Raw genomic sequence first — 24910 nt, 5'->3', positions numbered from 1 at the left:
AAGTGTCTTGATGTTCGGGCGTTCGCCCGCTGCTTTGGCCGATGCAGCACCGACGCAAGGAGGCACAACAGATCGCGCAGGCATTTCGCCGTCGGCCGTCGCGGGGATGGGCGCGGCCACTATGTCGGATCAGCTTCCTGCTCCTGCTTTCAGCACGCAGAAGCTTAATCCCACTGGGAAGCCCGTGGTGCTGACAGTCCCCGTGAAAGACGGCGGCAGCTATCTCGGTGATATTCCGCTGCAGATAGACACGGACGACCGCCTCACCTTTCCGTCTATCCGCATCGTGCAGGTCCTGTCCGAACTCCTCTCGCCCGACGTACTGGAGAACTTGCGGACCAGCTTTGGCGGCAAGGTTCAAGTCGGTCCGGGAGACTTCGCGCCCGTCGGCATCGGGGTCGAGTATGATCCGCGCACGCTTGAGTTGCGCTTCAATATTCCAACGGAGCGCCGCGCCTCGCGCGCTGTGTCGGTCTCGGCTCTGGACCGGACCCGCATCGGCGAGTTGCTGAAGCCTGCTGACTTCAGCGCCTATATCAACGTGCGCAGTTCGCTGGATCTGGTAGAAGACGGCTTTGACGAAGGTCTACGCTCTCCTATCATGCTGCTTGATGGTGCCGTGCGGCTTGGCTCGATCGTGGTGGAGAGCGATGCCATCTGGCAGCCGGGCGCGTTCGGCGGCGATTTCCAGCGATTGGGCAGCAGGCTGGTCTTCGATGATACGCGGCGACTCGTTCGCATATCAGCAGGCGACCTTGAAACGCAGGCAAGAGGATTTCAGTCTGCGCCAGACATTGCCGGCATCTCGATATTTCGGTCCTACAGCGTACTGAACCCCCAGCAGGTCGTTCGCCCGCGGGGCGATCGTGCGTTCCGGCTCGATCGTGCTTCGACAGTGGAAGTCGTCGTCAATGGCCAGCAAGTTCGCCGCTTGCAGCTAGCGCCTGGCAACTACAACTTGCGAGATTTCCCGTTCACGCAGGGTGGAAACGACATTCGCCTCAATATTCTTGATGACACTGGTCGCACCGAAGTTGTCCAATTCAACCTGTTCGTCGATCAGACACAGCTGGGCAAGGGCCTCAGCGAATTTGGCCTATATGCCGGGGTCAAGGCGCCGCTCGGGCTCAGAGGTCCGCGTTACAGCAATGATTGGATCGCCTCGGGCTATTATCGTCGAGGTATTTCTGATGCCTTCACGCTCGGTGCGAACTTTCAGGCAGACGCAAACAGTCGCATGGGAGGTTTCGAAGCCGTAGTGGGCACGCGCTTTGGCACGATAGGCACGAACGTTTCATTCAGCCATGTCGATGGAATCGGGTCTGGTCACGCCTTCAATGCAACCTTCCAGCGCCTTATCCAACGCCCCAGTGGCCTCGGCGATACCTTCAATGTCTTCATCGAACGCCGCAGCAAACGCTTTGCTCCTGTGGCGTTCTTCCTGCCCGAGAACCCCTACCGCTTCGAGCTCGGCGGCGGGTATACCCACGCGTTTACGACGAGCTTGTTCGCCGGGCTGGATGCGCGCTTTTCCAAGGGCAGGGGTGGGCGGCCGGACGTGCATAATTACCGCCTCAGCGGCGGCTGGCGCTTGACTGAACGCGCAACGCTCAATGCCGAAGCGCGTTATCAGCGTGACACCTTGGGTCGCGATTTCAGCGGCTTCGTCTCCCTTATCGTCCGCCTTGGCCGCTATTCCACGGTTCGTTCGGAGTACGACACGCGCGATAACCGCTTCCGCTCTTCCTACCAGACCCTCAGCGGCAGCGGCGTAGGCAGCTACAACGTCACAGCCGATGTGGAACGGTCGGATAATGGCGCGGGCGTTTCGGTCAACGCGAACTACTTCGCCAACCGCGCCGAACTGGGCTTCAGTCACTTCGGCACCTATACGCGTGGTTTCGGCAACAGCCTCAACCAGCGCAGTACCTTACGGCTGGGTACGTCCCTTGCCCTTGCCGATGGTGCCGTTTCGGTCGGGCGCCCGATCTTTGACAGCTTCGCCATCGTCAAACCGCACCGCAGCCTTGGCAAGGCGGATGTCATCGTCGACGCATCAAGCTTCGGGAATGCGGCAAATAGCGGCACTCTGCGCACGGCTACCATGCCCAGTCTTCCGTCCTATTCCGAACGCACCGTGCCGCTGGATGTCAAGGATGCCGCCCCCGGCACAGACATTGGCCAAGGCGCATTCCGCGTCTTCCCATCCTATCGCAGCGGCTACGTCGTCACCGTCGGTTCGGACTACAACGTCACCGCACTGGGCGTGATGATCGATGTCGATGGTCAACCGGTTTCGCTCGTCAGCGGCACGGCAACCGAGGTCGCCCATCCAGAGAGGGCCGCCCAGACCGTATTCACAAACCGTCAGGGGCGTTTTGGCGCAACCGGACTCGCTCCGGGCAAGTGGCGGATCGAGATGCTCGATGCCGCGCGCTCGACGTTCGAGATCGAAGTTCCTGCCGATGCAAATGGCGTGATCCAGCTCGGCACAATCAGGGCAAGGGAAGGCAAATGAGGATGACGCGAAATGTCCTGCTGAAGGGGCTGCTTGCGCTTTTGACGGGGGCAGGGCTCTCGTTACCGGATGCTGTCCAGGCTGCAACCTGCGGCATCGCCGGCTCAGCCACGGCCACATCCGTGACCTACGATCCATTCGAGACGACCGGCTTCACCACGAACGTCACGCTCTCGCTCAGTCGCGTCAATGGCGCTGGCGGTCAGAAGACGGACATCGTGAATTTTTACCTGAAGGGCCGTGATGCCGATTCCGTTGGGACCACCGTGATCCCGACGTCCGCTGTCGTTGCAGGATCTGTCGAGGGCATCGGTCTCGACATTTTCTACGATTACAACGAAGCTACCCCGGCCGTTTCCCCTACATCGCTTACACCGGGCGCGGGTGCGCGGTTCCTCAAGATCGACTTCACCGGAAACAACCGCGATTCCGACACGGTCGTGGTCAACTTCGCCGTAACGCTTCCGCGCAACCTCAATGCCACAGCGGCGAGCGAACTTCCATTCGATGCCTGGTTCGGCTGCAGCACCACCGGCGGCGGTTCACCCACGCAGCAGACCGGGACTCTTGCCAACGCCGTGCGCATGCCGATCAACATCGTAAGCGCCTTGCGCGCGGGCTATGTAGGCACCGCGCTCGATTTCGGCGAACTCGCGCAAGTGACCAATGCTCAGGCGCCCACGGTCAAGACCCTGGCATCAAACTATGTGCGTGTGCAAAGCTCCGGTCCGTACCAGGTCTCACTCTCTGCCGGTGACAGCCAAGCCTATGTCCTGACACCCAACGGAGCCAGCACTACCAACACCGCACAGCAGATCCGCTATTCGGTGCGCTTTCTCGGTCAGACGCGGTCGCCTGGCAATACCTCTGCCATCACCCAGACCTGCGCCCGCGCCGGTGTTGGCGATGCGGTCGAAGATCGCCTGCCGGTGCAGGGCACCCTGATCGACGGAGGTTCGACAAAGAACATTTCTCCAAACTATACGGAGAACCTTGTCGTCACGATCTCGCCACTTGTGGCCGGGACAGCAGCCCCGACCGACTGTGGCAGCATAACGCTCTGAAGCTTAGCGCGGTTCGATGCGGAAACGGATCGAACCGGTCAGCTTGCCATCGCCTTCGATCGCGATTGTCCGCACACTCGAAGCGGCGCTCGCCACGTCACTGACCAGCACTTCACCCGAAGCATTGAGCGGGATCGAGCGACCGTCAACCACCAACCGACCAGCGGCCAGCTGCTTGGAATAGCTCGCAACCACGCGATATCCAGCGCCATTGTTGCAGAATTCGCGCAGAAGGCTCTTGTTGCCATTCGCGCTCAACATAACACTGGCGCTGTTGTCCACGCTCACGCGGCACACGAGTGGCACTTGCCCGCTGATGGTGATCGTTGCCACGCCCTGCGATGCCTCAACCACGCCAGTGACGCCAAGTGCGGCAACGGCGGCAAGTGCAAGGATCGACTTCCTGCCTCTGTTCATGATGCTGTCTCCATTAACATAAGGGCATCATGTCGCATCTCCTCCCAAGGCGAGGTTCCTGCTTCTGGTTAACGCTTTCGTCCTCCAACTTAGGAAAGGACGGTTTTTCGGCTTTTTTCTCCGTGCAACCCCTTAGCTTGAATGCTTATGCAGTTGGAAAATGGTGAACGCGCCTTTGTCGGCGCCGGGAACCTCGCTGGTGATGAGGCATAGAGCAGGGGAAGCAGGTGCGCCCTTCCGCGCGCGCCAGTCCTTTCGGAAGGAAGCTGCCCATGGCCGCCCGCGCATTCTGGCAGGGACAATTGCGCCTCGCCCTCGTCTCGATCCCGGTCGAGGTCTATCCGGCCACGCGCAGCGGCGCGGCGATCAGCTTCCACCAGATCCACGAACCGAGCGGCAAGCGCATCCGCTATGAGAAGGTCGCGGCCGGTGTCGGACCGGTGGACCGCGAGGAGATCGTCAAAGGCTACGAAGTCTCGCGCGGCAACTACGTCCTGCTCGATGACGAGGAAATCGAATCTGTCCGCATCGAGAGCCGCAAGACGCTCGAACTCGTCCAGTTCGTCGGCGCTGACGAGATCGATGTGCTCTATTACGAGAAGCCATATTTTGTCGTGCCGGCAGACGATCTGGCCGAAGACGCCTACATCGTTCTGCGTGAAGCCTTGCGCAAGACACGCACTTTAGGCCTCGGGCAGTTGTCTGTGCGCGGGCGGGAACAGCTCGTCTCGCTCAAACCTTGCGGGCGCGGCCTGATCATGGAAGTGCTGCGCTATGCCGACGAGGTTCAGCGCGCGCAGAGCTGGTTCAAGGACATTCCCGAACGCGATGCCGATCCCGAACTTCTCGATCTTGCCGCCAGCTTGATCAAGAAGAAGACCGCGAAGTTCGCCCCCGACAAGTTCCACGACCGCTACGTCGATGCCCTCCACGCGCTGATCGAAAAGAAGGTCAAGGCCAAGGGCAAGCGGATCGTCGAAGATCCCGATGCCGATGAAGCGCCAAAGGGCGGCAACGTCATCGATCTCATGGCCGCGCTCAAGAAATCGCTTGGCAACGGCAAGGATGAAGGCGAAAGTCCGCCGCGCAAGAAGGCCGCTCCATCACGCCGCAAGCGAGCCTGATTCATGACCAAGCGCAATCCCCTTGAGACCTACAACGCCAAGCGTGACTTTGCCCGCACGACCGAACCTTCGGGCAAGCTGGAGTCGAGCAAGACCGGCAACCTGTTCATCGTCCAGAAGCACGACGCGACCCGGCTGCACTGGGACTTCCGTATCGAAGTCGATGGCGTGATGAAGAGCTGGGCCGTAACTCGTGGGCCCAGTCCGGACCCCAATGACAAGCGCCTCGCCGTCCAGACCGAGGACCACCCGCTGAGTTACGCCGAGTTCGAAGGAACCATCCCGGAAGGCGAATATGGCGGCGGCACGGTCATGCTCTGGGATCGCGGCACTTGGGCGCCAGTCGAAGGCAAGAGCGCCAGGGACCTCGAAAAGGGCCATCTCCATTTCCGCCTTGATGGAGAGCGGATGAATGGCGAATGGCTGCTCATCCGGTTGAAGAAGCGCGGCAACGAGAAGCGCGACAACTGGCTCCTGCGCAAGATCGACGATGCCTTTGCCGCAGAAGGTGACTTGCTGGTGGAGCGCGCGCTGACCAGCGTGCTTACAGGACGGACCATGGCCGAGATTGCCGCCGACAAGCGCGCCAGCCATTCGCTCAAGGGCAAGAAGGGAAGCGACTTTGCCGCGGAAATGAAGGCGGCGAGCAGCCACAATGCAAAGGTCTCTAAGGCGCCGCCCAAGCGCAAGCCGCGCAACGCGCCGCTGCCCGCCTTCCAGCCGCTTCAACTCGCCACGCTGGTCGATGGCGTGCCCGAAGGCAGCCAGTGGCTCCATGAGATAAAGTTCGACGGCTACCGTGCGCTAATTGCTGTCAAAGGCAGGGAGGTGCGAGTCTACACCCGCAGTGGGCTCGACTGGTCCGAGAAGTTTGCGCCTCTGGTCCGGCATCTGGCCGCGCTTGATCTGCCGTCCTGCCTGATAGACGGCGAGATCACGGCCGCAGACGACGACGGCAATCCCGACTTCTCGCGGCTGCAGAACGTGCTCAGGCGCGGCCACGGCGAGCAGGGTGAGGACGACGCGCTCTCGTTCCATGCCTTCGACGTGCTCGAGATTGAGGGTGAAGACCTCAAGTCCCTGCCCAATATCGAGCGCAAGCAGCGTTTGGCTGCTTTGCTGTCCGCTGCGTCGCCGCCAATTCACGTCGCCGATCACATCATTGGCGGTGGCGAAAAGCTGTTTCAGGCGATGTGCAGCGCCGGGCAGGAGGGTATCATCGCCAAGCGCGCCGACGCGCCCTACGTCCCCAAGCGCACGCAGAACTGGCTCAAGGTCAAATGCATCCTGCGCCAGGAATTCGTGATTGTCGGCATGACGAAATCGACCGCCCGGAACCGTCCATTCGCCTCGCTGCTCCTCGCACAGGGTGAAGGCGATCACCTCGTCTACAAGGGCAAGGTCGGAACCGGTTTCGACGCCGACTTGCTCGACGATCTCGCCGCCCGCTTCGAACCGCTCCGTCGCGAAGAGCGCGCTCTTGAAGTGCCAAAAACCGAAGCACGGGGCGCTTTGTGGCTTGAGCCCACACTGGTCGCCGAAGTGGCTTTTGCGGAATTTACCGGAGAAGGAAGAGTGCGTCATGCCAGCTTCGTGGGTTTGCGCGAGGACAAGAAGGCCAAGGACGTGAAACCCGAACGCCCTGTCCATATCGAACCGCCCCGGCAAGCCGTGACGATCAGCAATCGCAGCCGCGTGATCTTTCCCGAACGTGGGCAGACAAAGGGCGATCTGGCCGACTACTACGCCAAGATTGCTCCGGCGATGTTGCCGTTCCTGGCCAATCGTCCGGTCAGTCTTGTCCGCTGTCCGCAGGGCAGGGCCAAGCAATGCTTCTTCCAGAAGCATGACAGCGGCTCGTTCGGCGAGCATGTCCACCATGTACCCATCAAGGAAAAGGACGGTAATTCAGAAGACTACCTCCACGTCTCCGGCGAAGCCGGCATTCTTGCCTGCGTGCAGATGGGCACGATCGAATTCCACGGCTGGTGCGCCAAGGCTGACGATGTCGAAGCGCCCGACCGAATGGTGTTCGACCTTGATCCCGATGAAGGTCTCGATTTTTCCGATGTGAAGCGCGCAGCAAAGGACATCCGCGATCGTCTCTCAGACCTCGGCCTTGTCAGCTTTGCCATGCTTTCGGGCGGCAAGGGCATTCACGTCGTCCTGCCGCTCCGCCGCGACCACACATGGGAAGCCCACGCCAGCTTTGCCGAACGCTTCGCCAAGGCTTTGGCCCTGTCCGACCCCGAACGATACGTCGCCACGATGAGCAAGGCCAAGCGCAAGGGCCGCATCTTCATCGACTGGCTGCGAAACCAGCGCGGCAGCACCGCCGTCATGCCCTATTCTGCGCGTGCCCGCGAGAATGCCCCTGTCGCCACGCCGATAGACTGGGGCGAACTGGACGATTTCGAAAGCGCTCATGCCTTCACCATCGCCGGCGCAGAGGCTTTGCTGAAACGCAGCGAAAGCAAGCTCCTGCGCGGCTGGGGCATGGCTGAACAATCACTGCCGGATGTTTAAGCGAATTCCTCGTCAGACCATATCCCCCGGCCGGATCAAGCGGTCGAACGTCTCCTCGTCCACCAGTCCCAGTGCCAGCGCCGCCTGCCGCAAACTGAGGTCGTGCTCGTGGGCATGTTTGGCGATCTTCGCTGCGTTGTCGTACCCGATTTCGGGTGCCAATGCCGTCACCAGCATCAGTGACCGTTCGACCAGTTCGGCAATCCGCTTCCGGTCTGGTTCGATCCCCTCCACGCAGCGCTTGGCAAAACTTTCCATGCCCACGCTCAACAGGTGCATCGAACGCAGCACCGCCGCGCCGATCATCGGCTTGAACACGTTGAGTTCGAGGTGCCCCTGCATTCCGCCGACGGTCACCGCCTGATGATTGCCGATCACTTGCGCGGCCACCATCGTCAGCATTTCCGCCTGCGTCGGGTTGACCTTGCCCGGCATGATCGAGCTGCCTGGCTCGTTCGCCGGAAGCTCCAGCTCGCCAAGGCCCGATCGCGGCCCGGAGCCCATCAGGCGGATGTCGTTGGCGATTTTCGTAAGCGCCACGGCCAGCGTCGAAAGCGTGCCTGAAAGCTGTACCAGCGCATCGTTCGATGCCAGCGCTTCGAACTTGTTGGGGGCGGTGGAGAACGGCCTGCCGGTCAACTCGGCAATCTGCGCGGCCATGTCCTCGGCAAAGCCCTCCGGTGCATTGAGCCCGGTGCCGACCGCCGTGCCGCCTTGCGCCAGGCACAGCAGGTGCAGCTCCACGTGGCGCAAATGGTCGTAAACATTGCGCAACTGCTGTGCGTAGCCAGAGAACTCCTGTCCCAGAGTTAGCGGTGTCGCATCCTGAAGGTGCGTGCGCCCGATCTTGACCACGCCCTTCCACGCGATCGCACAACCGGAAAGCGCACCCGACAGCTTGTCGAGTGCGGGAATGAGCTCACGGTTCAGCGCTTCGACCGCAGCAACATGGAGCGCGGTAGGAAAGGTATCGTTCGAGGATTGCCCCATGTTCACATGGTCGTTGGGATGCACCGGGCTCTTGCCGCCGCGCTCGCCGGTCAGCATTTCGTTGGCGCGGCCGGCGATCACCTCGTTGGCGTTCATGTTCGTCTGCGTGCCGCTTCCGGTCTGCCAGATCACCAGCGGAAACTGGTCGTCGAGCTTGCCACCTGCAACTTCAGCTGCTGCCTGATCGATCACGTCCGACAAGCCGGCGTCCAGCCCGTGCCGGCGGTTGACCCGCGCTGCCGCCTGCTTGATGACGCCCAGCGCGCGGATGATCCCGACAGGCATCCGCTCCATCGCGCCGAACGGAAAGTTCTCGATGCTGCGCTGGGTCTGCGCGCCCCAATAGGCCTGCGCGTCAACGCGCACTTCGCCGAGGCTGTCGGTTTCGATCCGCTGCATTTGCGCCCTCCGGTAAGATCAGGTCCGGTCGAGCAGGCGCTCCACCGTCTCGCCTGCTGTAGCCTGCTTGTCAGTCAATGCACCCACTTCGCGTTCGAGCGCGGCGCGCAGGCGGCAGATTTCGTCGTCGGTGAGATGCTCGATTCCGACGAAGCCTTCGCGCGCCTTGTCCACTGCGCGGATCAGTTCGTCGAGCTTGGCCTGCATCGCTGCGGCATCGCGGTTCTGGCTGTTCTGGATCAGGAAGACCATCAGGAAGGTGATGATCGTGGTGCCTGTATTCACCACCAGCTGCCAGGTATCGCTCCACTTGAACAGCGGGCCGCTCAGGCCCCAGCCGATGATGATGGCCAGCGCGATGACGAATGTCGCAGGCCGCCCGGCGAGCCCTGATACCTTGTTGGCAATCGCGGTGAAGGTTTGGTCCAACGCTCAATCCTTTGGCACGAGTGCGGGCGGGGCCGATCGCGCGGCACCGCCGGCTTTGTGCTGGGCGGCCGATTTTGCAGGCATCGCAGGTCTCCCGGAATGGTTCCGCACCTGAACGTTCGGACAGGTGGCCCGTTCCGGGCCGCACCTTCCCGATTGCGTCAATTTGCGTAGCGCGTGGCGGGAGTTGCGCGGCTAGGCTTGGTGCATGGCGACCGGCAGCATCCTTCGCGAACTTCTTGCTTCCGGCAGGATTTCCGATGCTCTCACCGAGGCCGGCAAAGCGCTGTCGCGCGATCCGCGGGATGTCGAGGCAGGGTTCGTGGCGGCGGTTGCCCTCGCCGAGAGCGGGCGCGTTGGCGATGCGATGCAAGCCATTGGCGCAGTTGTAAGATCTGCTCCTCAAAACGCCGAATACCTCGCCCAGCAAGCCCGCATCCTGCTGCTTGCCCGGCGTGAGGCGGAGGCGTTGGAGGCCGCGCGGAAGGCTGTTTTGGCGGGTAGTGGGGACCCGTTGGTGCTGGATACGATCGGGTGTGTCTTTGCGCGGTTGGGGGCGCATGACGAGGCTTTGCCGTTGTTCGAAAAGGCGGTGGTCGGGGAGCCGCAAAGTGTTGAATTCCTGTTCAATCTTGCGAGCACCCTGGGCTTCTTCGGGCGTGTGGACGAGGCAGCTGCAGCCTATGAGGCGATCCTTGCCATCGAACCCGCCCATGGCCGCGCGCACCTTGGCCTAGCAGGCCTGAGGCGCAAGCCGATGGTTGGGGAAGTTGAGCGAATTCAAGGGGTTCTGGCACAAGTTACTGACCCGATCGAAGAAGTCAGGCTGCGCTATGCAATTGTCCAACTCTCCGAGGCAAAGGGGCAACTCTCGGAGGCATTCGGGCAACTCTCGCTCGCCAGCGCGAAACTCAGGGCCAACTTCGGCTACCGGTTCGAGAGCGACGAAGCAGTATTCGAGGGAATCCGCCGAACCTTCGCGCGCGACCTTCCGCTCCTTTCCGACAGCCGGATCGAGGACGCCCCGATCTTCGTCGTGGGACTGCCGCGCACCGGCACCACTCTGGTCGACCGCATCCTGTCGTCGCATCCGCAGATCACGTCTGCGGGGGAACTTCAGGCGATGCCGTTGGCGGTCAAGCAGCTGGCAGGGTCCTCGTCGCGACTGGTGCTCGATGTGCCGACGGTGGAGGCCTTGGGCGGAGTTTCGGCGCAGAAATTGGGAGAACTCTACCTTGCCCGGGCGCGGCAGAACGCCGGAGCGCGGGAAGGGCGGTTCACCGACAAGTTTCCGCTGAACTTCCTGTATATAGGATGGATACTTCAGGCGTTTCCGCACGCCAGCGTCGTCTGCCTGCGGCGCGGCGCGATGGACAGCGTGTGGAGCAATTACAAGCACCTCTTCGCTACCGGATCGCCGTACTACCGCTGGTCATACGATCTGATGGACACGGCGCGCTACGTGTTGCTGTTCCAGCGCCTCATGGCGTTCTGGCGACAGCGGTTTCCCGGGCGAATCCATGAGGTTACCTACGAGTGGCTGGTCGCCGACCAGGAAGTCGAGACGCGCCGCATGCTTGCCAGTTGCGGCCTTGAATGGGACCCGGCGTGCCTTGCCTTCCACGAAAACGCCGCAGCGGTGGCGACGCCCAGCGCGCAGCAGGTGCGTGAGCCGATCAATGCCCGCTCTGTCGGGCGCTGGCGGCAATACGAGCAGCACCTTGGCGAGGTGACGAAATTCTTCACCGCCAACGGCATTCCGCTCGACTGATCTTTCCTGACTACAAATGAAAAGAGGGCCGCCGGTCTTGCGATCGGCGGCCCAGTCTTCGCAGGAAGTCGGGTGCCGGCCTGCGTGGAGCAGGCCGGCGCAAACGTCAGAAGTTCTTGGTCATTTCGATGCCGACCTTGCGCGGGCTGAGCACCGAGTTGGCGTAATAGCGCGAAACAACGCCATCGTTGACGATGCGGCGGGTCAGGTCGTTCGAGACCGAGACCACGGCGTACTTGTCGAAGATGTTGTCGGCATAGACCCGGAATTCGAGCGTTTCATCAACGCTGTAGGCGATCGATGCCCTGTGCGTGGTGTAGGACGGCAGGATCTCGCCGCCGGCACGTGCGCCGACGCGGGTGAAGATGTTGCCGGTGAAGCTGGAAGTCCAGCTCAGCGTCATCTTGTCTTCACCCACCGGGAACTCGTAGTTGAAGCCCAATGAGCCCGAGACTTTGGTCGAGCCCGGAAGGCGATCGCCGGGGCGACCATCGATCTTGTTTTCACCGAACGGATTGTTGATCTGGAGGAGGCCAGGGACAGCCTCTGTCAGGTGCGCATCGGTGTAGGACCAGTTACCCTGCACGCTGAAGCCGTCGAATGGCCGCGCGTTGAACGAGAACTCGACCCCCTTCGATACTGCTTTGCCGCCGTTGACGGTGATGCCGATCGCGCCGTTCTCTGTCTGGCCATCAAGCTGGATGCCATCCCAGTCGATGTGGAAGACGGCCAGCGTGGTGCGCAGCTTGCCACCGAACAGGCTGGCGCGGATGCCGATTTCCTTGTTCTTGGTGCTGTCAGGCTGGAACGAACGCTCGTTGGGCAGGGCGCAGAGGTTTTGCTTTTTGGGATCAAGCGGAAGCTGGCATGGCGCGACGCGGTTCACGCCGCCGATGCGGTAGCCCTTGCTGTAGGTCGCATAGACCATGAGGTCGGGCGAGAACTTGTACGAGCCGTTGAACTTCCAGACGGTGCCGTCCTTGCCCGTGTTGCCTGGCTGTGATCGGTAGTTGATGTTGGGGAAGGTCTGGAACAGCGGCAATGCCTGACCACCGATGACGTAGGCATCGTACTTGAAGTAGCGACCACCGGCCGTCAGCGTCAGGGCATCGAACGGCTGGAAAGTCAGTTCGCCGAACACCGCCTTTTCCTTGGTGTCAGTGCGAACGTAGGATGCATACTCGACTTCGTCCGGGCGATCGATACCTGCCCATGCCGGGAAGCCCGGAACGATCTCACGATAGTCCGAATTGGTCTTGAGGCGGTTATAGAACCCGCCGAGAACCCAGCTGAAGGGGCCGCCGTGCGTGGAGACGAGGCGGATTTCCTGGTTGAACTGCTCGTTCTCGCCGTTCGAGCGGGTATAGCCCGAAAATGCCGGGAACAGCTCATAGTCGTAGTCGAGGTCAAGCAGCAGGTCGGTCACGTCAACCGAGCTCTTGAATTTCTGGCGCGTGAATGCAGTGGCCGAGACGAGCTGGGCAATGTCCCCCAGCTCAGCTTCGATTTCGGCCGCGAAGAGGTCAGACGTGCGCTTTGCCGGTTCAAGATAGCGCCATGGCGCTTCGTACTTGCCTGTTCCGAATACGCCGCCGCCGTTGGCTTGACGACCGTTGGTGTCTGTCTGCTGACGAACGTAGCTCAGCGTGACCTTCAGGCCGTCGAACGGATATAGGCCTAGCTGGTTGCGGCTGGTGAAGGTGTGCTCGAAGTTGGCGTCGGCATAGGAGTAAAAGTTGTCTGCGATCTGCTGCGGAGTACCGATCGAGCCGAAGAAGGTGCCGGGGCGGTTGGGCTGCGGGTTGGAAACGCCCGGAGTCTTCAGCAGGTAATTGTAATCGATGAAGCCCGGATCGTTGAAATAGCCCGTGGCCGAGCGGAATGCGACCTTGCCGGGGATGATCGGCACATTGATCACGCCATCGACGACGAAGCCAGGATCCTTGGCATGGGCAACGTCATAGACGCGGGCATGGAAGGTGCCTTCCCAGCGGTCCGGATCGGGACGGTTCGGGATGTAGCGGATTGCACCGGCAAGCGTGCCGAGGCCGTAGAGCGTGCCTTGCGGGCCCAACTGGACTTCGACACGGTTCATGTCGATGAACTTGAAGTCCTGATAGAGCGGGATTTCGCCGAGGTAGGTGGCCAGCGTGTTGTCGCCATTGGCGCCAAAGGTGCTGGAGTCACTGGCCGAAAGGCCGCGCATGACGATCGAGCCGGTCGAGCGCGGGCCGGTATCCTGAATGGTGACGCCCGGCGTGAACGCTGCGAGCGAGCGCACGTCATCGACGCGCTGATCCTTGAGGTTCTCGGCAGTGACGGCGGAGATGTTGATCGGCGCGTTCTGCAGCGAGACGGCGCGGCGCGTGGCGGTGACGATGATCTCGGTGCCGGGCGCTTCACCGGCTTCGGCGGCAGCAGCGTCGGCTTCGGGGGCTTCCTGCGCGAGGGCGGGAAGGGCGGCAAGACCGGCGAGCGCGCTGGCCGAGAGGAGCGCTGCGCGCTTCAGGGAAAATTGCATGAAACCCTCACTGTGTTGTTTTTGTCTCGTGGCTTCAGTCATCCCCGCCGGTGGCTCTCTTTGTCTGGAGCCTTCTTGACCCGTCACGCCTCTGGCCCGGCACTTTCATCCAGAGTGGTTACAAAGCTAAACGCTTGCCGAAGGGAGCCTATGGGTCATTTGACGTAGGCTGATAGCGTTCGCACCAAAGGGCGTACGTAAATCGGCCCATCCTCGGGAGCGTCCTGGACCGCCACTATCGGGCCATGGACATGGTGCCGCCGACGGACATTGTTATGTCGCCAGAATTCCTAGCGCTTCCGGGCCTGGTGCCGTTTGCAACTGCCGTGGTGCGGCATGTTCGCGCGCCAGACGGGGCAAACTGAGGCGATGCCGCGCGCTGTCACCATCGTTCCTGAGCGCCGATCCTACAACCAGTGGGTTGCCGGACTGACACTTGACGATCATGCCCACCGACAGACTGCCGTGGCTGCGCGGCACTGGTCATCACGCGTGGTCCTGCAGACCGCTCTGGGGACAAGCGCGTCGCTGGTGTGTGAGGTGATCGGGGCGACGATCACGCTGTTCTACGGCATGAGCGTCAGCGTCTCGGCGATCCTTGCCGGGTGCCTGCTGATGTTCATTGCCAGCCTGCCGATTGCCGTGCAGGCGGCGCGCAAAGGGCTGGACATCGACCTGATCACGCGTGGCGCGGGCTTCGGCTATCTTGGCTCGACGATCACCGCGCTGATCTATGCCTCGTTCACGTTCCTGCTGTTCGCCATCGAGGCGAGCATCATGGCGGTGGCCGTGCAGGACCTCACCGGGATCGGGATCGAGTTTGCCTATATCCTGTGCGCTATCGTGGTGCTGCCTATCGCGCTGCAGGGAATGCGCACGATCTCGCGCTTCCAGATTTGGTCGCAGCCGCTGTGGATCGTGCTGCAACAGATGCCGCTGGCCTATGTCTTCTGGCGTGGCGGTGAAGTGATCACCGCCTGGGCGGACTTTACCGGCATCTATGCCCCCAGGCCGCAATTGGTGTCCTTTGGTCTTGCCCTGTCGGTGCTGCTTTCGTTGCTGCCGCGGATCGGCGAGCAGGTCGAATACCTGCGTTTCATGCCGCCGCGCGCGGTCATCGGCGCGCGGCGTTGGTGGACAGCGGTGGTGCTGGGAGGCCCTGGCTGGCTGCTGATCGGCGGGGCCAAGCTGCTGCTGGGCTCGGTCCTCGCGGCCTGGGCCGTGTCATCGGGCATAGCGCCCGACGTTGCCGCGACGCCGGGTGCGATGTTCGGCGAGGCTTTTGCACCTGTCGCCGGGTCTGTGCGTGGCGGGCTGGTGATGACGGCGGTGCTGGTCATGGTCTGCCAGCTCAAGGTCAACGTGACCAATGCCCATGCAGGTGCCATCGCGTGGTCGAACGTCTTTTCGCGTCTGACCCACGGCTATGCAGCTCGTGCGGTATGGCTGGCGTTCAATGTCGGGCTGGCGACGACCTTGCTGTTCTTCGGGATCTTCCGGTCGATGGAGATCGTGCTGATGCTCTACTCCAGCCTCGCTGCGGGCTGGATCGGGGCGTTGAGTGCGGATCTGCTGGTGTCGGGGCCGCTGGGCCTGAGGCCGCAGGTCACAGAGTTCCAGAGGGCTTATCTCTATGACGTGAACCCGGTTGGCACCGGTGCCATGCTGCTGTCGCTGGTGGCCTCGGCCCTGTGCCAGCTGGGCTTTGCGGGAGAGGTGGCCCAAGCGTTTGCTCCGGTGATCGGACTGTTCGTGGCGTTTGCCGCAGCACCGGCACTCGCGGCGATCACGAGAGGGCGGTACTATATCGCTCGCAAGCGCGCGCCTGAAGAGGCGGCGATGCAGACGTGCGTGATCTGCGAGAACCGCTTCGAGCGTGGCGATACCGCGCATTGCCCGGTCTATTCGGGGCCGATCTGTTCGGTTTGCTGCACGCTCGAGACGCGCTGTCACGATGTCTGCAAGGAAGGCAGCAGGGCGACCGAGCAGTTCACCAACCTGGCCGAGCGGATGCTGCCGCGGCGTCTGGCGCGATATGTGCACACCACAACCGGGCATTTCGTCGGGGTCGCTGGCGCGTTCACGCTGGCCAACATGCTGGTGCTGGGGCTGATCGGGCGCGAGTATGCGCGGGTCTATCCGGCGCTGGCGACGCATGTCTGGTCGATCCTGTTCGCGGTGTTTCTGGTGTTCTTCTTCATGTCGGGCGTGGGCAGCTGGTTCATCGTGCTGGCGCATGAAAGTCGCCGCGCGGCGCAGGACGAGACGCGGCGGCACCTTGGGGAACTGGAACAGGAAATCGTCGCCCATGAGGCGACCGACGCCGCCTTGCAGAAGGCGCGAGAGGTGGCCGAAGCGGCCAATGCGGCCAAGAGCCGGTATCTCGTTTCGGTGAGCCACGAGATCCGCTCGCCGCTCAATTCGATTTATGGCTATGCCCAGCTACTCGAGCGGGGCAGCGATCTCAAGCCCGAGGATGCGGGGCGGGTGATCTGTCGGTCGAGCGAGCACTTGTCCAACCTGGTCGACGGGCTGCTGGATATCGCGCAGGTCGAGGCGGGCGTGCTGCGGCTGTCGCGCGACACGATCCGGCTTCCCGCCTTTGTCGAGCAGATCGCCAACATGTTCCGGCCGCAGGCGTCGGCCAAGGGGCTGAAGTTCCAGCTGGAAACGCCCAAGCAGCTGCCCGAATTCGTGCGCGGCGACCAGAAGCGGTTGCGGCAGGTGCTGATCAACCTGATCTCCAACGCGATCAAGTTCACGCCCGCCGGCTCGGTAACGTTCCGTATCGGCTGGCGCGGCGAAATCGCGACCTTTGAGGTTATCGACACCGGCATAGGCATCGCGCCTGAGGACATGGACCGGATCTTCGGCGCGTTCGAGCGCGGCAACAGCACTTCGGCGGCGGGGCAGCCGGGGATCGGGCTGGGGCTGGCGATTACCTCGACGCTGGTCCACGTGATGGGCGGCGATCTGACGGTGGACAGCACGCTGGGCGAAGGCACGCGGTTCGCGCTGCGGCTTATGCTCTCGCGCCCGGTAACACAGCCGGTGCAGAGCCATCGGGCGGACGTGATCAGCGGCTATGAGGGCGCGCGGCGCAGGGTGCTGGTCGTGGACGACGACGCCGCACAGGCGGCAGTGATCGAGAATCTGCTGCGGCCGCTCGGCTTTACCGTGATGGGTGCGCGCGATGGCGATACCGCGATCGCGCTGGCGGCGGCGACGCGGCCGGACATCGTGTTCATGGACATCTCCATGCCGGGCAAGACCGGGTGGGAGACCGCCGGTCTGCTGCGGGCGGCGCATGGCAGCGCGTTGCGCATCGTCATGGTCTCGGCAGACGCGCACCAGTTCCGCCGCGGGGGGGACGGGCATGATCCGCACGACATGTTCCTGACGAAGCCGATCGAACTCGACAGCCTGCTTGATGCGCTGTCGTGGCAGCTGGACCTGACGTGGACCGTCGAGGACGGGAGCCCGCGCAAGGTGCCAGCCGCCTCTGTTGCCGAACTGCACCTGCCAGCCGCCGCTTTGCCCTTCGTACCCGAAATCGAAAGCCTTGCCCGGATCGGCAACGTCCGCGCGATCCAGAACCGACTTTCCGAACTTGAGGATGCCGTTCCCGATGCAGCCCGCTTCGTCGCACACTTGCGTACCAGTCTCGAATGCTTCGATTTCAAGGGCCTGCGCGAGGCCCTCCGACGAGGCGTCGTCCAAGTTCAGTGACGCGCTGACCGGGCAGGCGGGGCGGGACACGGTCCTGGTCGTCGACGACAATCCGGAATCGCTGCACTTTCTGATCGACACCATCGAGCGCGCAGGCATGACCGTGCTGATCGCGACCAACGGCAGCAATGCGCTGGAATTGCTGGAGCACGTTGCGCCCGACCTTATCCTGATCGACGCGATCATGCCGGGGCTGGATGGGTTCGATACGACAAGGGCGATCAAGAAACAGCCGCGGCTGGCCGACATTCCGGTGATCTTCATGACCGGCCTGACCGAGACCGAGCATGCGGTGCGCGCACTCGACGCGGGCGGGGTGGACTATGTGCGCAAGCCCATCGCCATAGAGGAACTGCTGGCGCGGATGCGGGTGCATCTGTCATCGGCGCGGGTCTCGCAGGCGGGGCGCTCGGCGCTCGACGCCACGGGGCGGCATCTCTTCGCGGTGGACCGGGCGGGACAACTGCTCTGGTCTACGCCCCAGGTGGAACGGCTGATGAGCGGGATGGGCGAAGGGGAAGGGCTGCCAGCGGAGTTTGCGGCGCCGGTCGCCCGATTGCTGGCCCAGCGGGACAATCCCGAGGCCTCTCTGCGCTTCGATGCGGCGGGTCAGACCATCGAACTGGTCATGGTCGGACCGATGCGGGGCGACGAGACGGGGGGGCGCGAGTTGCTGATCCGGCTCAACCTGATCCGCGAGGGTGCCGAGGTGGAGCGCCTGCGCGAACGCTATGGCCTGACCCAGCGCGAGGCCGAGGTGTTGCTGTGGATCAGTTATGGCAAGCCCAACCGCGTGATCAGCGAGATCCTCGGGATCAGCCCGCGCACCGTGAACAAGCATCTGGAGCAGGTGTTCGAGAAGCTGGGCGTGGAGACGCGCGCGGCAGCAGCAGCGTTTGCGGTGCGCACGATTGCATGAACCGGTTTGGCGAAGGGGCCGCTCTCTCCCTCTTCCTTCGCCAAGCTGCGGGAAAGGCGCTATGTTCTTCTGATGAAGATCCGGCCCCTTTCCCGCAGCGCCATTGCGGCGCTTCTGCTGACCAGCCTGCCTGCATCGGCTGCGGAAGGCCGACGGCATGACGTCGATATAACCCGCGACGACTGGGGCATCGCCCATGTCCGCGGGATGACCGACGCCGACGCAGTGTTCGGTGCGATCTATGCGCAGGCCGAGGACGACTTTCCGCGGGTAGAGGCGAACCTGCTGACGGCACTGGGGCGGCGGGCAGAGGCAGAGGGCGAAGACTTCCTGTGGCAGGACCTGCGCCAGCGGTTGTGGATCGATCCCGAAGCGCTCAGGCGCGATTATGCAAGCTCGCCTGCGTGGCTGCGCAGGCTGATGGATGCATGGGCCGCGGGGCTCAATCACTACATTGCCACGCATCCGGATGACAAGCCCAAGGTCCTTTCGCGGTTCGAGCCGTGGATGGCGCTGTCGTTCACCGAGGGCTCGATCGGTGGCGATATCGAAAAGGCACCGATCAAGCCTCTCGCCGCATTCTATGGGGGCGAGGCGAGCCCGCTGGCGCTGGCGATGGAAACCGTGCGCGACAACGAGCCGCGTGGATCGAACGGTATTGCGATTGCGCCGAAGCTCTCTGACAATGGGCACGCACTTCTGCTGATAAACCCCCACACTTCGCTATTTTTCCGATCAGAGCTGGAGATACGAAGCGACGAAGGCCTCCATGCCTATGGTGCTTCGACCTGGGGGCAGTTCTTCATCTATCAGGGCTTCAATGAAAACCTTGGCTGGATGCACACGACCAGCGGTGCGGACAACGTCGACGAGTTTGTCGAGGTGGTATCAAGAAAGTCTGGCAAGTGGTTCTATAAGCGTGGAAATGTCTTGAAGCCATTCGCCGAAAAGCCAGTCATCCTGCGTTACCGCAGGCCGGATGGAAGCATAGGGAAGAAGTCTTTCATCACTTATGCCAGCGAGCATGGCCCGGTGGTGCGCAGTGATAGCAAAAGCAAGTGGATCACCCTCTCATTGATGCACCGCCCTGTAGCGGCGCTCAGCCAGTCGTGGCTGCGGACCAAGGCGCGCTCGCAGGCCGAGTTTCTGAAGACGGCCGAACTCAAGGCCAATTCCTCGAACAACACGCTCTTTGCCGATCGGGCGGGCAATATCTCGCTGTTTCTGCCGCAGTTCGCGCCGCGCCGCGATGCACGCTTCGACTATCGCGATCCGGTGGACGGCAGCAATCCGGCAGCGGATTGGCGCGGGGTATATCGGGCGAGCGAACGACCCGATGTGCTCAATCCGCCATCGGGCTTTCTGTACAATTCTAACGATGCGCCTTGGCGCGCGGCGGGCGAGGGGACGCTTGATCCAGCGCGGTGGGCAGCGACCTTCGATCAGGTCGGCGCCAATCCGCGCGGAGATCATGCGCTGGAATTGCTGGGCAAGGCCAAGGCGCTTGATCTCGAGGCGCTGCGTGCGCTGGCGTACGATCCGCACATGCCGTTGTTCGAAGACCTGATCCCCGGTCTGCCCGAAGTTGCGGCAGACGATGCGCTGGCAGGTCCAGTGGCGCTACTCAAGGGGTGGGACCGGCGCTGGTCGGTGGATTCACAGGCGATGAGCCTTGCCAACTATTGGGGCGAGGAGCTGAGCGCGAGCGTTCAGGCGACGCTACCCCGGCATGGTAACGCGTTCGAGGCAATGCGGCAGACGTCAGCGGCGCAGCGCCGCGACGCGTTGGCACGGGCGGTTGCGCGGCTGACTGCGGATTTTGGCGGGTGGCAGGTGCCCTGGGGCGAGGTCAATCGCTATCAGCGGACGACTGCCGCCATTATCCAGCCCTTCTCGGACGACAAGCCGAGCCTTCCGGTCGCCTTCGCTTCGGCGCGTTGGGGCTCGCTCGCATCGTTTGGAGCCAAGCAGTATCCGGGTACGCGGCGCTGGTATGGCACGAGCGGCAACAGTTTTGTCGCGGTGGTGGAGTTCGGACCGAAGGTGAGAGCGATGGCGGTGTCCTCAGGCGGGGCAAGCGGGCGCGAGGCATCACCGCACTTCAACGACCAGGCAGACCTCTATGCCTCTGGCAGGATGCGCCCTGTGTACTTCTACCCGGAAGACCTCTCCGGCCATGTGGAGCGCAGTTACCGGCCTTGAAGCAGTTGTCTGGCGTTCTGCAGATCCTCTGGCGTGTCGATGTCCAGAGCGAACCCCTCGGCAAGGTCCACTGACGGTGCATCGCGCAGGAGAGCGCCTGCGCCACGATCCCCTCGCAGCGACTGCAGTGCAGAGAAGTGGCTTTCGCCGAAGATGGCAGGGACCATTGTCAGTGCTCCGACTCGTGTGCCGATCATGCTGCCATCGAACATCGCGATCAGGCGGGCGTAGTGGTCGGTGGGCACAAGTGGCATGTCGGCCAGTGCGAACAGCACTGCTTGCGACTGCCTTGCGCTGGCGATCCCGGTCGCAATCGATCGGGAAAGCGGCGCGTCGGGTGGGGTGAGCAGAACGCGCTCGAACCCCGGCAACTCGGGCGTGGTTGGTGAGCAGATCGCGATGCGTCGTGCAACGGGCAGGGCGGCCAGGCTTTCGGCGGCATGTTGGGCCAACGGCTTGCCATCGAGTAACGCGGCCAGCTTGGCCCCGCCGAAACGCGATCCGCGTCCGGCCGCCAGAAGAACGAGCGCGATGCTTTCAGCGCTCACTTCGCAGGGCTCATTGAGCAGCTTCTGTTTCCAGTGGGGTTCCGGTCCAGTAAGTCCAGCTGGCCAGTGCATTGTACTCGACGATGATCTCGCCAAGTACGGAGATGGCCAGTGTTGCCGGATCGCGCGTAGCCGGAATCAACCCGATATGGCCGCGAAGCTTGGCGATGCGGTCTTCGGAAACACCGGCACCGCGCAGGGCTTCAAGACGGGCGGCATGGGTGCGGCGGCTGCCGATTGCACCGTGATAGAACGCCGGCAAGGCCAGAGTTTGCGGCAAAAGGCCTTCTTCCCAGTCCCGCCCGTGGAAGAGGAAGACGATGGCTGACCACGGATCGACCGCTGCCAGCGGCAAGACGTTCCGGGAGTGGAGGAAGGTCGTCCCGATGTCATCCGCTTCCAGCTCCCTGCAGGTTTCGGATTCCGGAGACAGCGCATGAACTTTGGTGCCGAAAGCTTTGGCCAGGCGGCAGAAAGCGGTGAGATCCTCGCCCTGACCGAAAGCGTGGACCTTTAGCGGAGGTTGGTAGCAATGGGTGAGCGCCCTGCCATCCCAGGCGGCCTGCTCGGCGCTGCGGACCAGAGCCACCTTGTCGCATTCGATGCGCAGGGCCGCCTGGTGACGGTCTTCCAGTAGCCGCAGAGCCTGCTTGATGGCTGCAGGATCGGGGCGAGGCGTGAACAGCAGATCGATCCCGCCGCCGCATGGCAGGCGGATGTCGATATAGGGCGAGCCCACGCCATAGCGCACGACATGGCCCCAGCCTTCGTCCAGAGAGTCAATGGCTTCTCGCGCGACGGCATCCTCGACGCAGCCGCCCGAAAAGGAGCCAATCCGCCGTCCGTCAGCCGCCACCGCCATTTGCGCGCCGACCCCACGCGACGATCCGCCGATCACGGCAACGAGCGTGATCAGTGTGCAGTCGATGCCTTCTTCCGCGCGGGCAGCGAGGAAGTTGAGAATGTCCAGCGGAGTCGTGGCGACCATAGATCGCGGGCTATACCATCTCCAGCGGCAGTCGGCGATGCCGCTTGCCGGTTAGCGAATAGATCGCGTTTGCGAGCGCGGGAATGACCGGTGGCAGGGCGGGTTCGCCAAGGCCGGTTGGCGGGAAATCGGTCTTCACGAACTCGACTGCGATGGCGCGCGGAGCAGCATCGATGCGCATAAGGGCAAAATCGCCGAAGTTCTCGGCGGTGATGGCTCCCGCTTCCTGCACGATCTTCTGGCCGATGAGAGCCTGACCTATTCCGTCGATCACGCAGCCCTGCGCCTGGTTCATCGCGTTGATCGGGTTGATCACGTGCGCTCCGATGTCTCCGGCGACCCAGACCTTGTCGATGCTGACCGCGCCGTTCTTCATTGAAAGGTCAACGATCTCAGCGAAGTATCCAAGGTGGCTGAAGTAGAATCCGAAGCCTCGTCCCTTTTCACGCCCCTTCCAGCCTGCCGATTTGCACACGGCATCGATCACGCCGCGGGCACGGGCCGTGTGGAAGCCGACCCGCTCGCCGGGAATTTCGCGCGGGGCGCCAAGGGTGCGGCGCATGAACTCGGGGAGATCAAGCCCGGCTGCCTCGGCAACCTCGTCCATGAATGACTGCCAGACGAAGGACATTGCGTTCGAGGTGGGGGCGCGGAGCCAGCCGGTGGCGAGGTTGGTCGCCATGTAGCTGATGCCGAGATCGACGTTGGGCACGACCGGCGCGGGAAACTCGGTCGGCGCCATCTGCGCGGCGCGGATCGGTTTGCCGTCCTTGCCGAAGGTGACGAAGTGGTCCTTGAGGGCTACCAGCGCGCCGCTGGCATCGAGGCCTGCGGTGAAGCGGTGCCAGCCAGCCGGGCGGTAAAAATCGTGGCGGAAGTCGTCGGTGCGGTCGTAGAGGACCTTTACCGGCTTTCCGGGGAGAGCCTTTGCCGCCTGGCCTGCGATCACCATGTAGTCGTTCATGAGGCGACGACCGAAGCCACCGCCCATGCGCGTGAGGTGGATGGTCAGGTCATCGGGCGAGAGGCCGCAAAGCTTGGCCGTTTCAGCGCGGCCACCGGCCGGAGCCTGGCTGGGAGCCCAGATTTCCAGCTTCCCATCCTTGAACAGCGCGGTGCAGTTCTGTGGTTCGAGCGAGGCGTGAGCGAGGAAGGGGTAATCGTAGTCCGCCTTGATGACTTTGGCGGCCTTGGCCAGCGTGCCATCAGCATCACCGGTCTTGAGCAGGCTCGCCTGCGGGGCGGCGGTGACCAGCTTGGCGGCGTCGGCTTCGTACTTTGCGGTGGTGAAGCCGGTGACGGTAGCATCATCCCACTTCACGCCGAGCTTTTCGCGCGCCTTGCTGGCTTTCCACCAGCTGTCGGCGATGATCACCACGGTATCGGACTTGCCTTCAGGCACGAAGCCGCTGTTGACGGCGGTCACGGCCAGAACGCCAGGGATCGCCTTGACCGCCGCGTCATCGATCGAGGCAACGGTGCCACCGTGCGCTGGGCACTTGACGACGGCTGCGTGGACCATGCCGGGCAGGCGGGTGTCGATACCGAACAGTGGCTGACCCGTGACGATCTTGGGCACGTCGACGCCAGGCTTGGACTTGCCGATGATCGTGAAGGTCTTCTCGTCCTTGAGCGGAACCTTGGCGAGATCGGGTGCGGCTTCGGCGGCGGCAGCCTTGGCGAGCGAGGCGTAGGTCGCGCTCTTGCCCGACGCGGCGTGGATCACGGCGCCCTTGGCTGTGGAAAGGCTGGACGGATCGACAGACCACTTCTTTGCCGCTGCAGCAACCAGCATGGCGCGGGCTGCGGCTCCGACCTGGCGCATGGGCAGCCAGTTCCGGGGGGTGGCGGTGCTGCCACCGGCGACTTGCGGGCCGTAGCGCGTTTCATCGGCATCGGTCTGCTCGATGCGGACCTGCTCCCATGCGAGGTCCATTTCCTCAGCGATGAGCATCGGCAGCATGACTTTCACGCCCTGGCCGATTTCTGGGTTCTTGGCACCGATGGTGACGGAGTTGTCGGCGTTGATGCGGACGAAGGCGTTAAGCACATCGGAAGGAGCTGTAGTCGTTGTGGCTGCGAGGACGACCGAGGCGTCGAGCGTCAGGACAGCGCCGCCTGCAAGCGACGTGGCGATGAACGAGCGGCGCGAAAGCGAAATTGCGTCGGTCATGCCACGGACTCCTCGGCCGGAAGGCCTGCGGCGGTGCGGATTGCGGCGCGGATGCGCATGTAAGTAGCACAGCGGCAGATGTTGCCGCTCATCCAGCCGTCGATATCCTCGGGCGTTGGCTTGGGGTTCTGCTTGAGCAGTGCGGTGGCGGACATGATCTGGCCAGCCTGGCAATAGTCGCACTGCGGTACGTCGAGAGCGACCCATGCCTCCTGCACGCGCTTGCCGATGTCATTGAGGCCGACGCCTTCGATCGTGGTGATCGCCTTGCCGGCGGCATCGGCGATCGGTGTCTGGCAGGAGCGCACGGCGTCACCGTCGAGATGGACGGTGCAGGCGCCGCACAGTCCCGCGCCGCAGCCGAACTTGGTGCCGGGCATGTCGAGATCCTCGCGCAGGACCCAGAGCAGGGGCTTGTCGGCATCGGTTTCCACGATGCGCTTGCGGCCGTTCACGGTGAGGGAAATGCTCATCGTCTCAAATCCTTGGGTCTTCCGAATGCCGGGATCGCGGACGTGGACTGCCAAGTCGCGCGCAGTTGAATCTGGACAGCCATCAGGGGCCGGTCAAGCGCCTTGTTGGGTAAATTTCA

Annotated in this window: 16 protein-coding genes; 8 read left to right on the top strand and 8 right to left on the bottom strand. The window is 62.9% G+C overall.

Annotation, left to right across the window (positions count from 1 at the left end):
- The first annotated feature begins 187 nt into the window (after positions 1 to 187).
- Both IQ25_RS17755 and IQ25_RS17750 read left to right on the top strand, forming a co-directional pair.
- Entirely contained in the window at positions 188 to 2518 is a 2331-nt protein-coding gene (locus IQ25_RS17755; protein WP_144907612.1) for a fimbria/pilus outer membrane usher protein, read from the top strand.
- Positions 2515 to 3582 carry a hypothetical protein gene (locus IQ25_RS17750; protein WP_144907611.1) on the top strand — a complete coding sequence of 356 codons (1068 nt, stop codon included), beginning with the start codon at positions 2515 to 2517 and terminating at the stop codon, positions 3580 to 3582. The genes IQ25_RS17755 and IQ25_RS17750 overlap by 4 nt, the downstream gene beginning before the upstream one ends.
- Positions 3583 to 3585: 3 nt before the next feature.
- Here the strand turns inward: IQ25_RS17750 and IQ25_RS17745 are convergent, their stop codons facing one another.
- Positions 3586 to 3999 (bottom strand): hypothetical protein, encoded by a 414-nt coding sequence (locus IQ25_RS17745; protein ID WP_144907610.1) that lies wholly within the window; start codon positions 3997 to 3999, stop codon positions 3586 to 3588.
- 272 nt (positions 4000 to 4271) lie between these two features.
- Between IQ25_RS17745 and ku the strand changes: the two genes are divergently transcribed.
- Both ku and ligD read left to right on the top strand, forming a co-directional pair.
- Entirely contained in the window at positions 4272 to 5123 is an 852-nt protein-coding gene (gene ku / locus IQ25_RS17740; protein WP_144907609.1) for a non-homologous end joining protein Ku, read from the top strand.
- 3 nt (positions 5124 to 5126) lie between these two features.
- Positions 5127 to 7649: a DNA ligase D gene (ligD, locus tag IQ25_RS17735; RefSeq protein ID WP_144907608.1), complete on the top strand. Its 2523-nt coding sequence runs from the start codon at positions 5127 to 5129 to the stop codon at positions 7647 to 7649.
- 12 nt (positions 7650 to 7661) lie between these two features.
- Here ligD and fumC read toward each other — a convergent pair whose 3' ends face one another.
- Together fumC and IQ25_RS17725 are read right to left on the bottom strand one after the other, a co-directional pair.
- Entirely contained in the window at positions 7662 to 9038 is a 1377-nt protein-coding gene (gene fumC / locus IQ25_RS17730) for a class II fumarate hydratase (RefSeq protein ID WP_144907607.1), read from the bottom strand.
- Positions 9039 to 9056: 18 nt separating this feature from the next.
- Positions 9057 to 9467: a low affinity iron permease family protein gene (locus tag IQ25_RS17725; protein ID WP_144907606.1), complete on the bottom strand. Its 411-nt coding sequence runs from the start codon at positions 9465 to 9467 to the stop codon at positions 9057 to 9059.
- A gap of 208 nt (positions 9468 to 9675) precedes the next feature.
- Here IQ25_RS17725 and IQ25_RS17720 point away from each other — a divergent pair, with 208 nt between their 5' ends.
- Positions 9676 to 11238 (top strand): tetratricopeptide repeat-containing sulfotransferase family protein, encoded by a 1563-nt coding sequence (locus IQ25_RS17720; RefSeq protein WP_144907605.1) that lies wholly within the window; start codon positions 9676 to 9678, stop codon positions 11236 to 11238.
- 106 nt (positions 11239 to 11344) lie between these two features.
- Here IQ25_RS17720 and IQ25_RS17715 read toward each other — a convergent pair whose 3' ends face one another.
- Positions 11345 to 13759, bottom strand: a complete 2415-nt coding sequence (locus IQ25_RS17715; protein ID WP_144907604.1) for a TonB-dependent receptor — start codon at positions 13757 to 13759, stop codon at positions 11345 to 11347.
- A gap of 369 nt (positions 13760 to 14128) precedes the next feature.
- Between IQ25_RS17715 and IQ25_RS17710 the strand changes: the two genes are divergently transcribed.
- The 3 genes from IQ25_RS17710 to IQ25_RS17700 all read left to right on the top strand — a co-directional run bounded on the left by IQ25_RS17710 (position 14129) and on the right by IQ25_RS17700 (position 20609).
- Positions 14129 to 17488: a hybrid sensor histidine kinase/response regulator gene (locus IQ25_RS17710; RefSeq protein WP_144907603.1), complete on the top strand. Its 3360-nt coding sequence runs from the start codon at positions 14129 to 14131 to the stop codon at positions 17486 to 17488.
- On the top strand, positions 17388 to 18407 hold the full coding sequence (locus tag IQ25_RS17705; protein WP_144907602.1) for a response regulator: 1020 nt from the start codon (positions 17388 to 17390) through the stop codon (positions 18405 to 18407). Before IQ25_RS17710 ends, IQ25_RS17705 begins: the two co-directional genes overlap by 101 nt.
- A 72-nt stretch (positions 18408 to 18479) precedes the next feature.
- A complete protein-coding gene (locus tag IQ25_RS17700; RefSeq protein ID WP_144907601.1) occupies positions 18480 to 20609 on the top strand; it encodes a penicillin acylase family protein in 2130 nt (709 codons plus the stop codon).
- On the opposite strand, the gene IQ25_RS17695 is transcribed toward IQ25_RS17700, so the two are convergent.
- From IQ25_RS17695 to IQ25_RS17680, 4 genes are read right to left on the bottom strand one after another with little or no spacing between them, the layout of a single operon-like run.
- The gene (locus IQ25_RS17695) at positions 20597 to 21157 is read right to left on the bottom strand and encodes a nucleotidyltransferase family protein (RefSeq protein WP_158637786.1); all 561 of its coding nucleotides are present in this window, start codon (positions 21155 to 21157) and stop codon (positions 20597 to 20599) included. The genes IQ25_RS17700 and IQ25_RS17695 overlap by 13 nt on opposite strands.
- A 10-nt stretch (positions 21158 to 21167) precedes the next feature.
- Complete coding sequence (locus IQ25_RS17690; protein ID WP_144907599.1) at positions 21168 to 22145, bottom strand: XdhC family protein; 978 nt, start codon at positions 22143 to 22145, stop codon at positions 21168 to 21170.
- A 10-nt stretch (positions 22146 to 22155) separates the two neighbouring features.
- The gene (locus IQ25_RS17685; protein WP_144907598.1) at positions 22156 to 24318 is read right to left on the bottom strand and encodes a xanthine dehydrogenase family protein molybdopterin-binding subunit; all 2163 of its coding nucleotides are present in this window, start codon (positions 24316 to 24318) and stop codon (positions 22156 to 22158) included.
- Positions 24315 to 24791, bottom strand: coding sequence for a (2Fe-2S)-binding protein (locus IQ25_RS17680; RefSeq protein ID WP_144907597.1), 477 nt, complete (start codon positions 24789 to 24791; stop codon positions 24315 to 24317). The genes IQ25_RS17685 and IQ25_RS17680 overlap by 4 nt, the downstream gene beginning before the upstream one ends.
- Between the last annotated feature and the right edge of the window lie 119 nt (positions 24792 to 24910).

This window comes from Novosphingobium taihuense (genome assembly GCF_007830315.1).
GTDB classification, from domain to species: domain Bacteria; phylum Pseudomonadota; class Alphaproteobacteria; order Sphingomonadales; family Sphingomonadaceae; genus Novosphingobium; species Novosphingobium taihuense.
This window is presented reverse-complemented; position numbering and strand designations above follow the sequence as displayed.

Coding starts and splice junctions, on each gene's coding strand:
- IQ25_RS17705 (WP_144907602.1), top strand. CDS start 17,388: ATGCAGCCCGCTTCGTCGCACACTTGCGTACCAGTCTCGAATGCTTCG.
- ligD (WP_144907608.1), top strand. CDS start 5,127: ATGACCAAGCGCAATCCCCTTGAGACCTACAACGCCAAGCGTGACTTT.
- IQ25_RS17680 (WP_144907597.1), bottom strand. CDS start 24,791: ATGAGCATTTCCCTCACCGTGAACGGCCGCAAGCGCATCGTGGAAACC.
- ku (WP_144907609.1), top strand. CDS start 4,272: ATGGCCGCCCGCGCATTCTGGCAGGGACAATTGCGCCTCGCCCTCGTC.
- IQ25_RS17715 (WP_144907604.1), bottom strand. CDS start 13,759: ATGCAATTTTCCCTGAAGCGCGCAGCGCTCCTCTCGGCCAGCGCGCTC.
- fumC (WP_144907607.1), bottom strand. CDS start 9,038: ATGCAGCGGATCGAAACCGACAGCCTCGGCGAAGTGCGCGTTGACGCG.
- IQ25_RS17710 (WP_144907603.1), top strand. CDS start 14,129: ATGCCGCGCGCTGTCACCATCGTTCCTGAGCGCCGATCCTACAACCAG.
- IQ25_RS17685 (WP_144907598.1), bottom strand. CDS start 24,318: ATGACCGACGCAATTTCGCTTTCGCGCCGCTCGTTCATCGCCACGTCG.
- IQ25_RS17720 (WP_144907605.1), top strand. CDS start 9,676: ATGGCGACCGGCAGCATCCTTCGCGAACTTCTTGCTTCCGGCAGGATT.
- IQ25_RS17745 (WP_144907610.1), bottom strand. CDS start 3,999: ATGAACAGAGGCAGGAAGTCGATCCTTGCACTTGCCGCCGTTGCCGCA.
- IQ25_RS17700 (WP_144907601.1), top strand. CDS start 18,480: ATGAAGATCCGGCCCCTTTCCCGCAGCGCCATTGCGGCGCTTCTGCTG.
- IQ25_RS17750 (WP_144907611.1), top strand. CDS start 2,515: ATGAGGATGACGCGAAATGTCCTGCTGAAGGGGCTGCTTGCGCTTTTG.
- IQ25_RS17690 (WP_144907599.1), bottom strand. CDS start 22,145: ATGGTCGCCACGACTCCGCTGGACATTCTCAACTTCCTCGCTGCCCGC.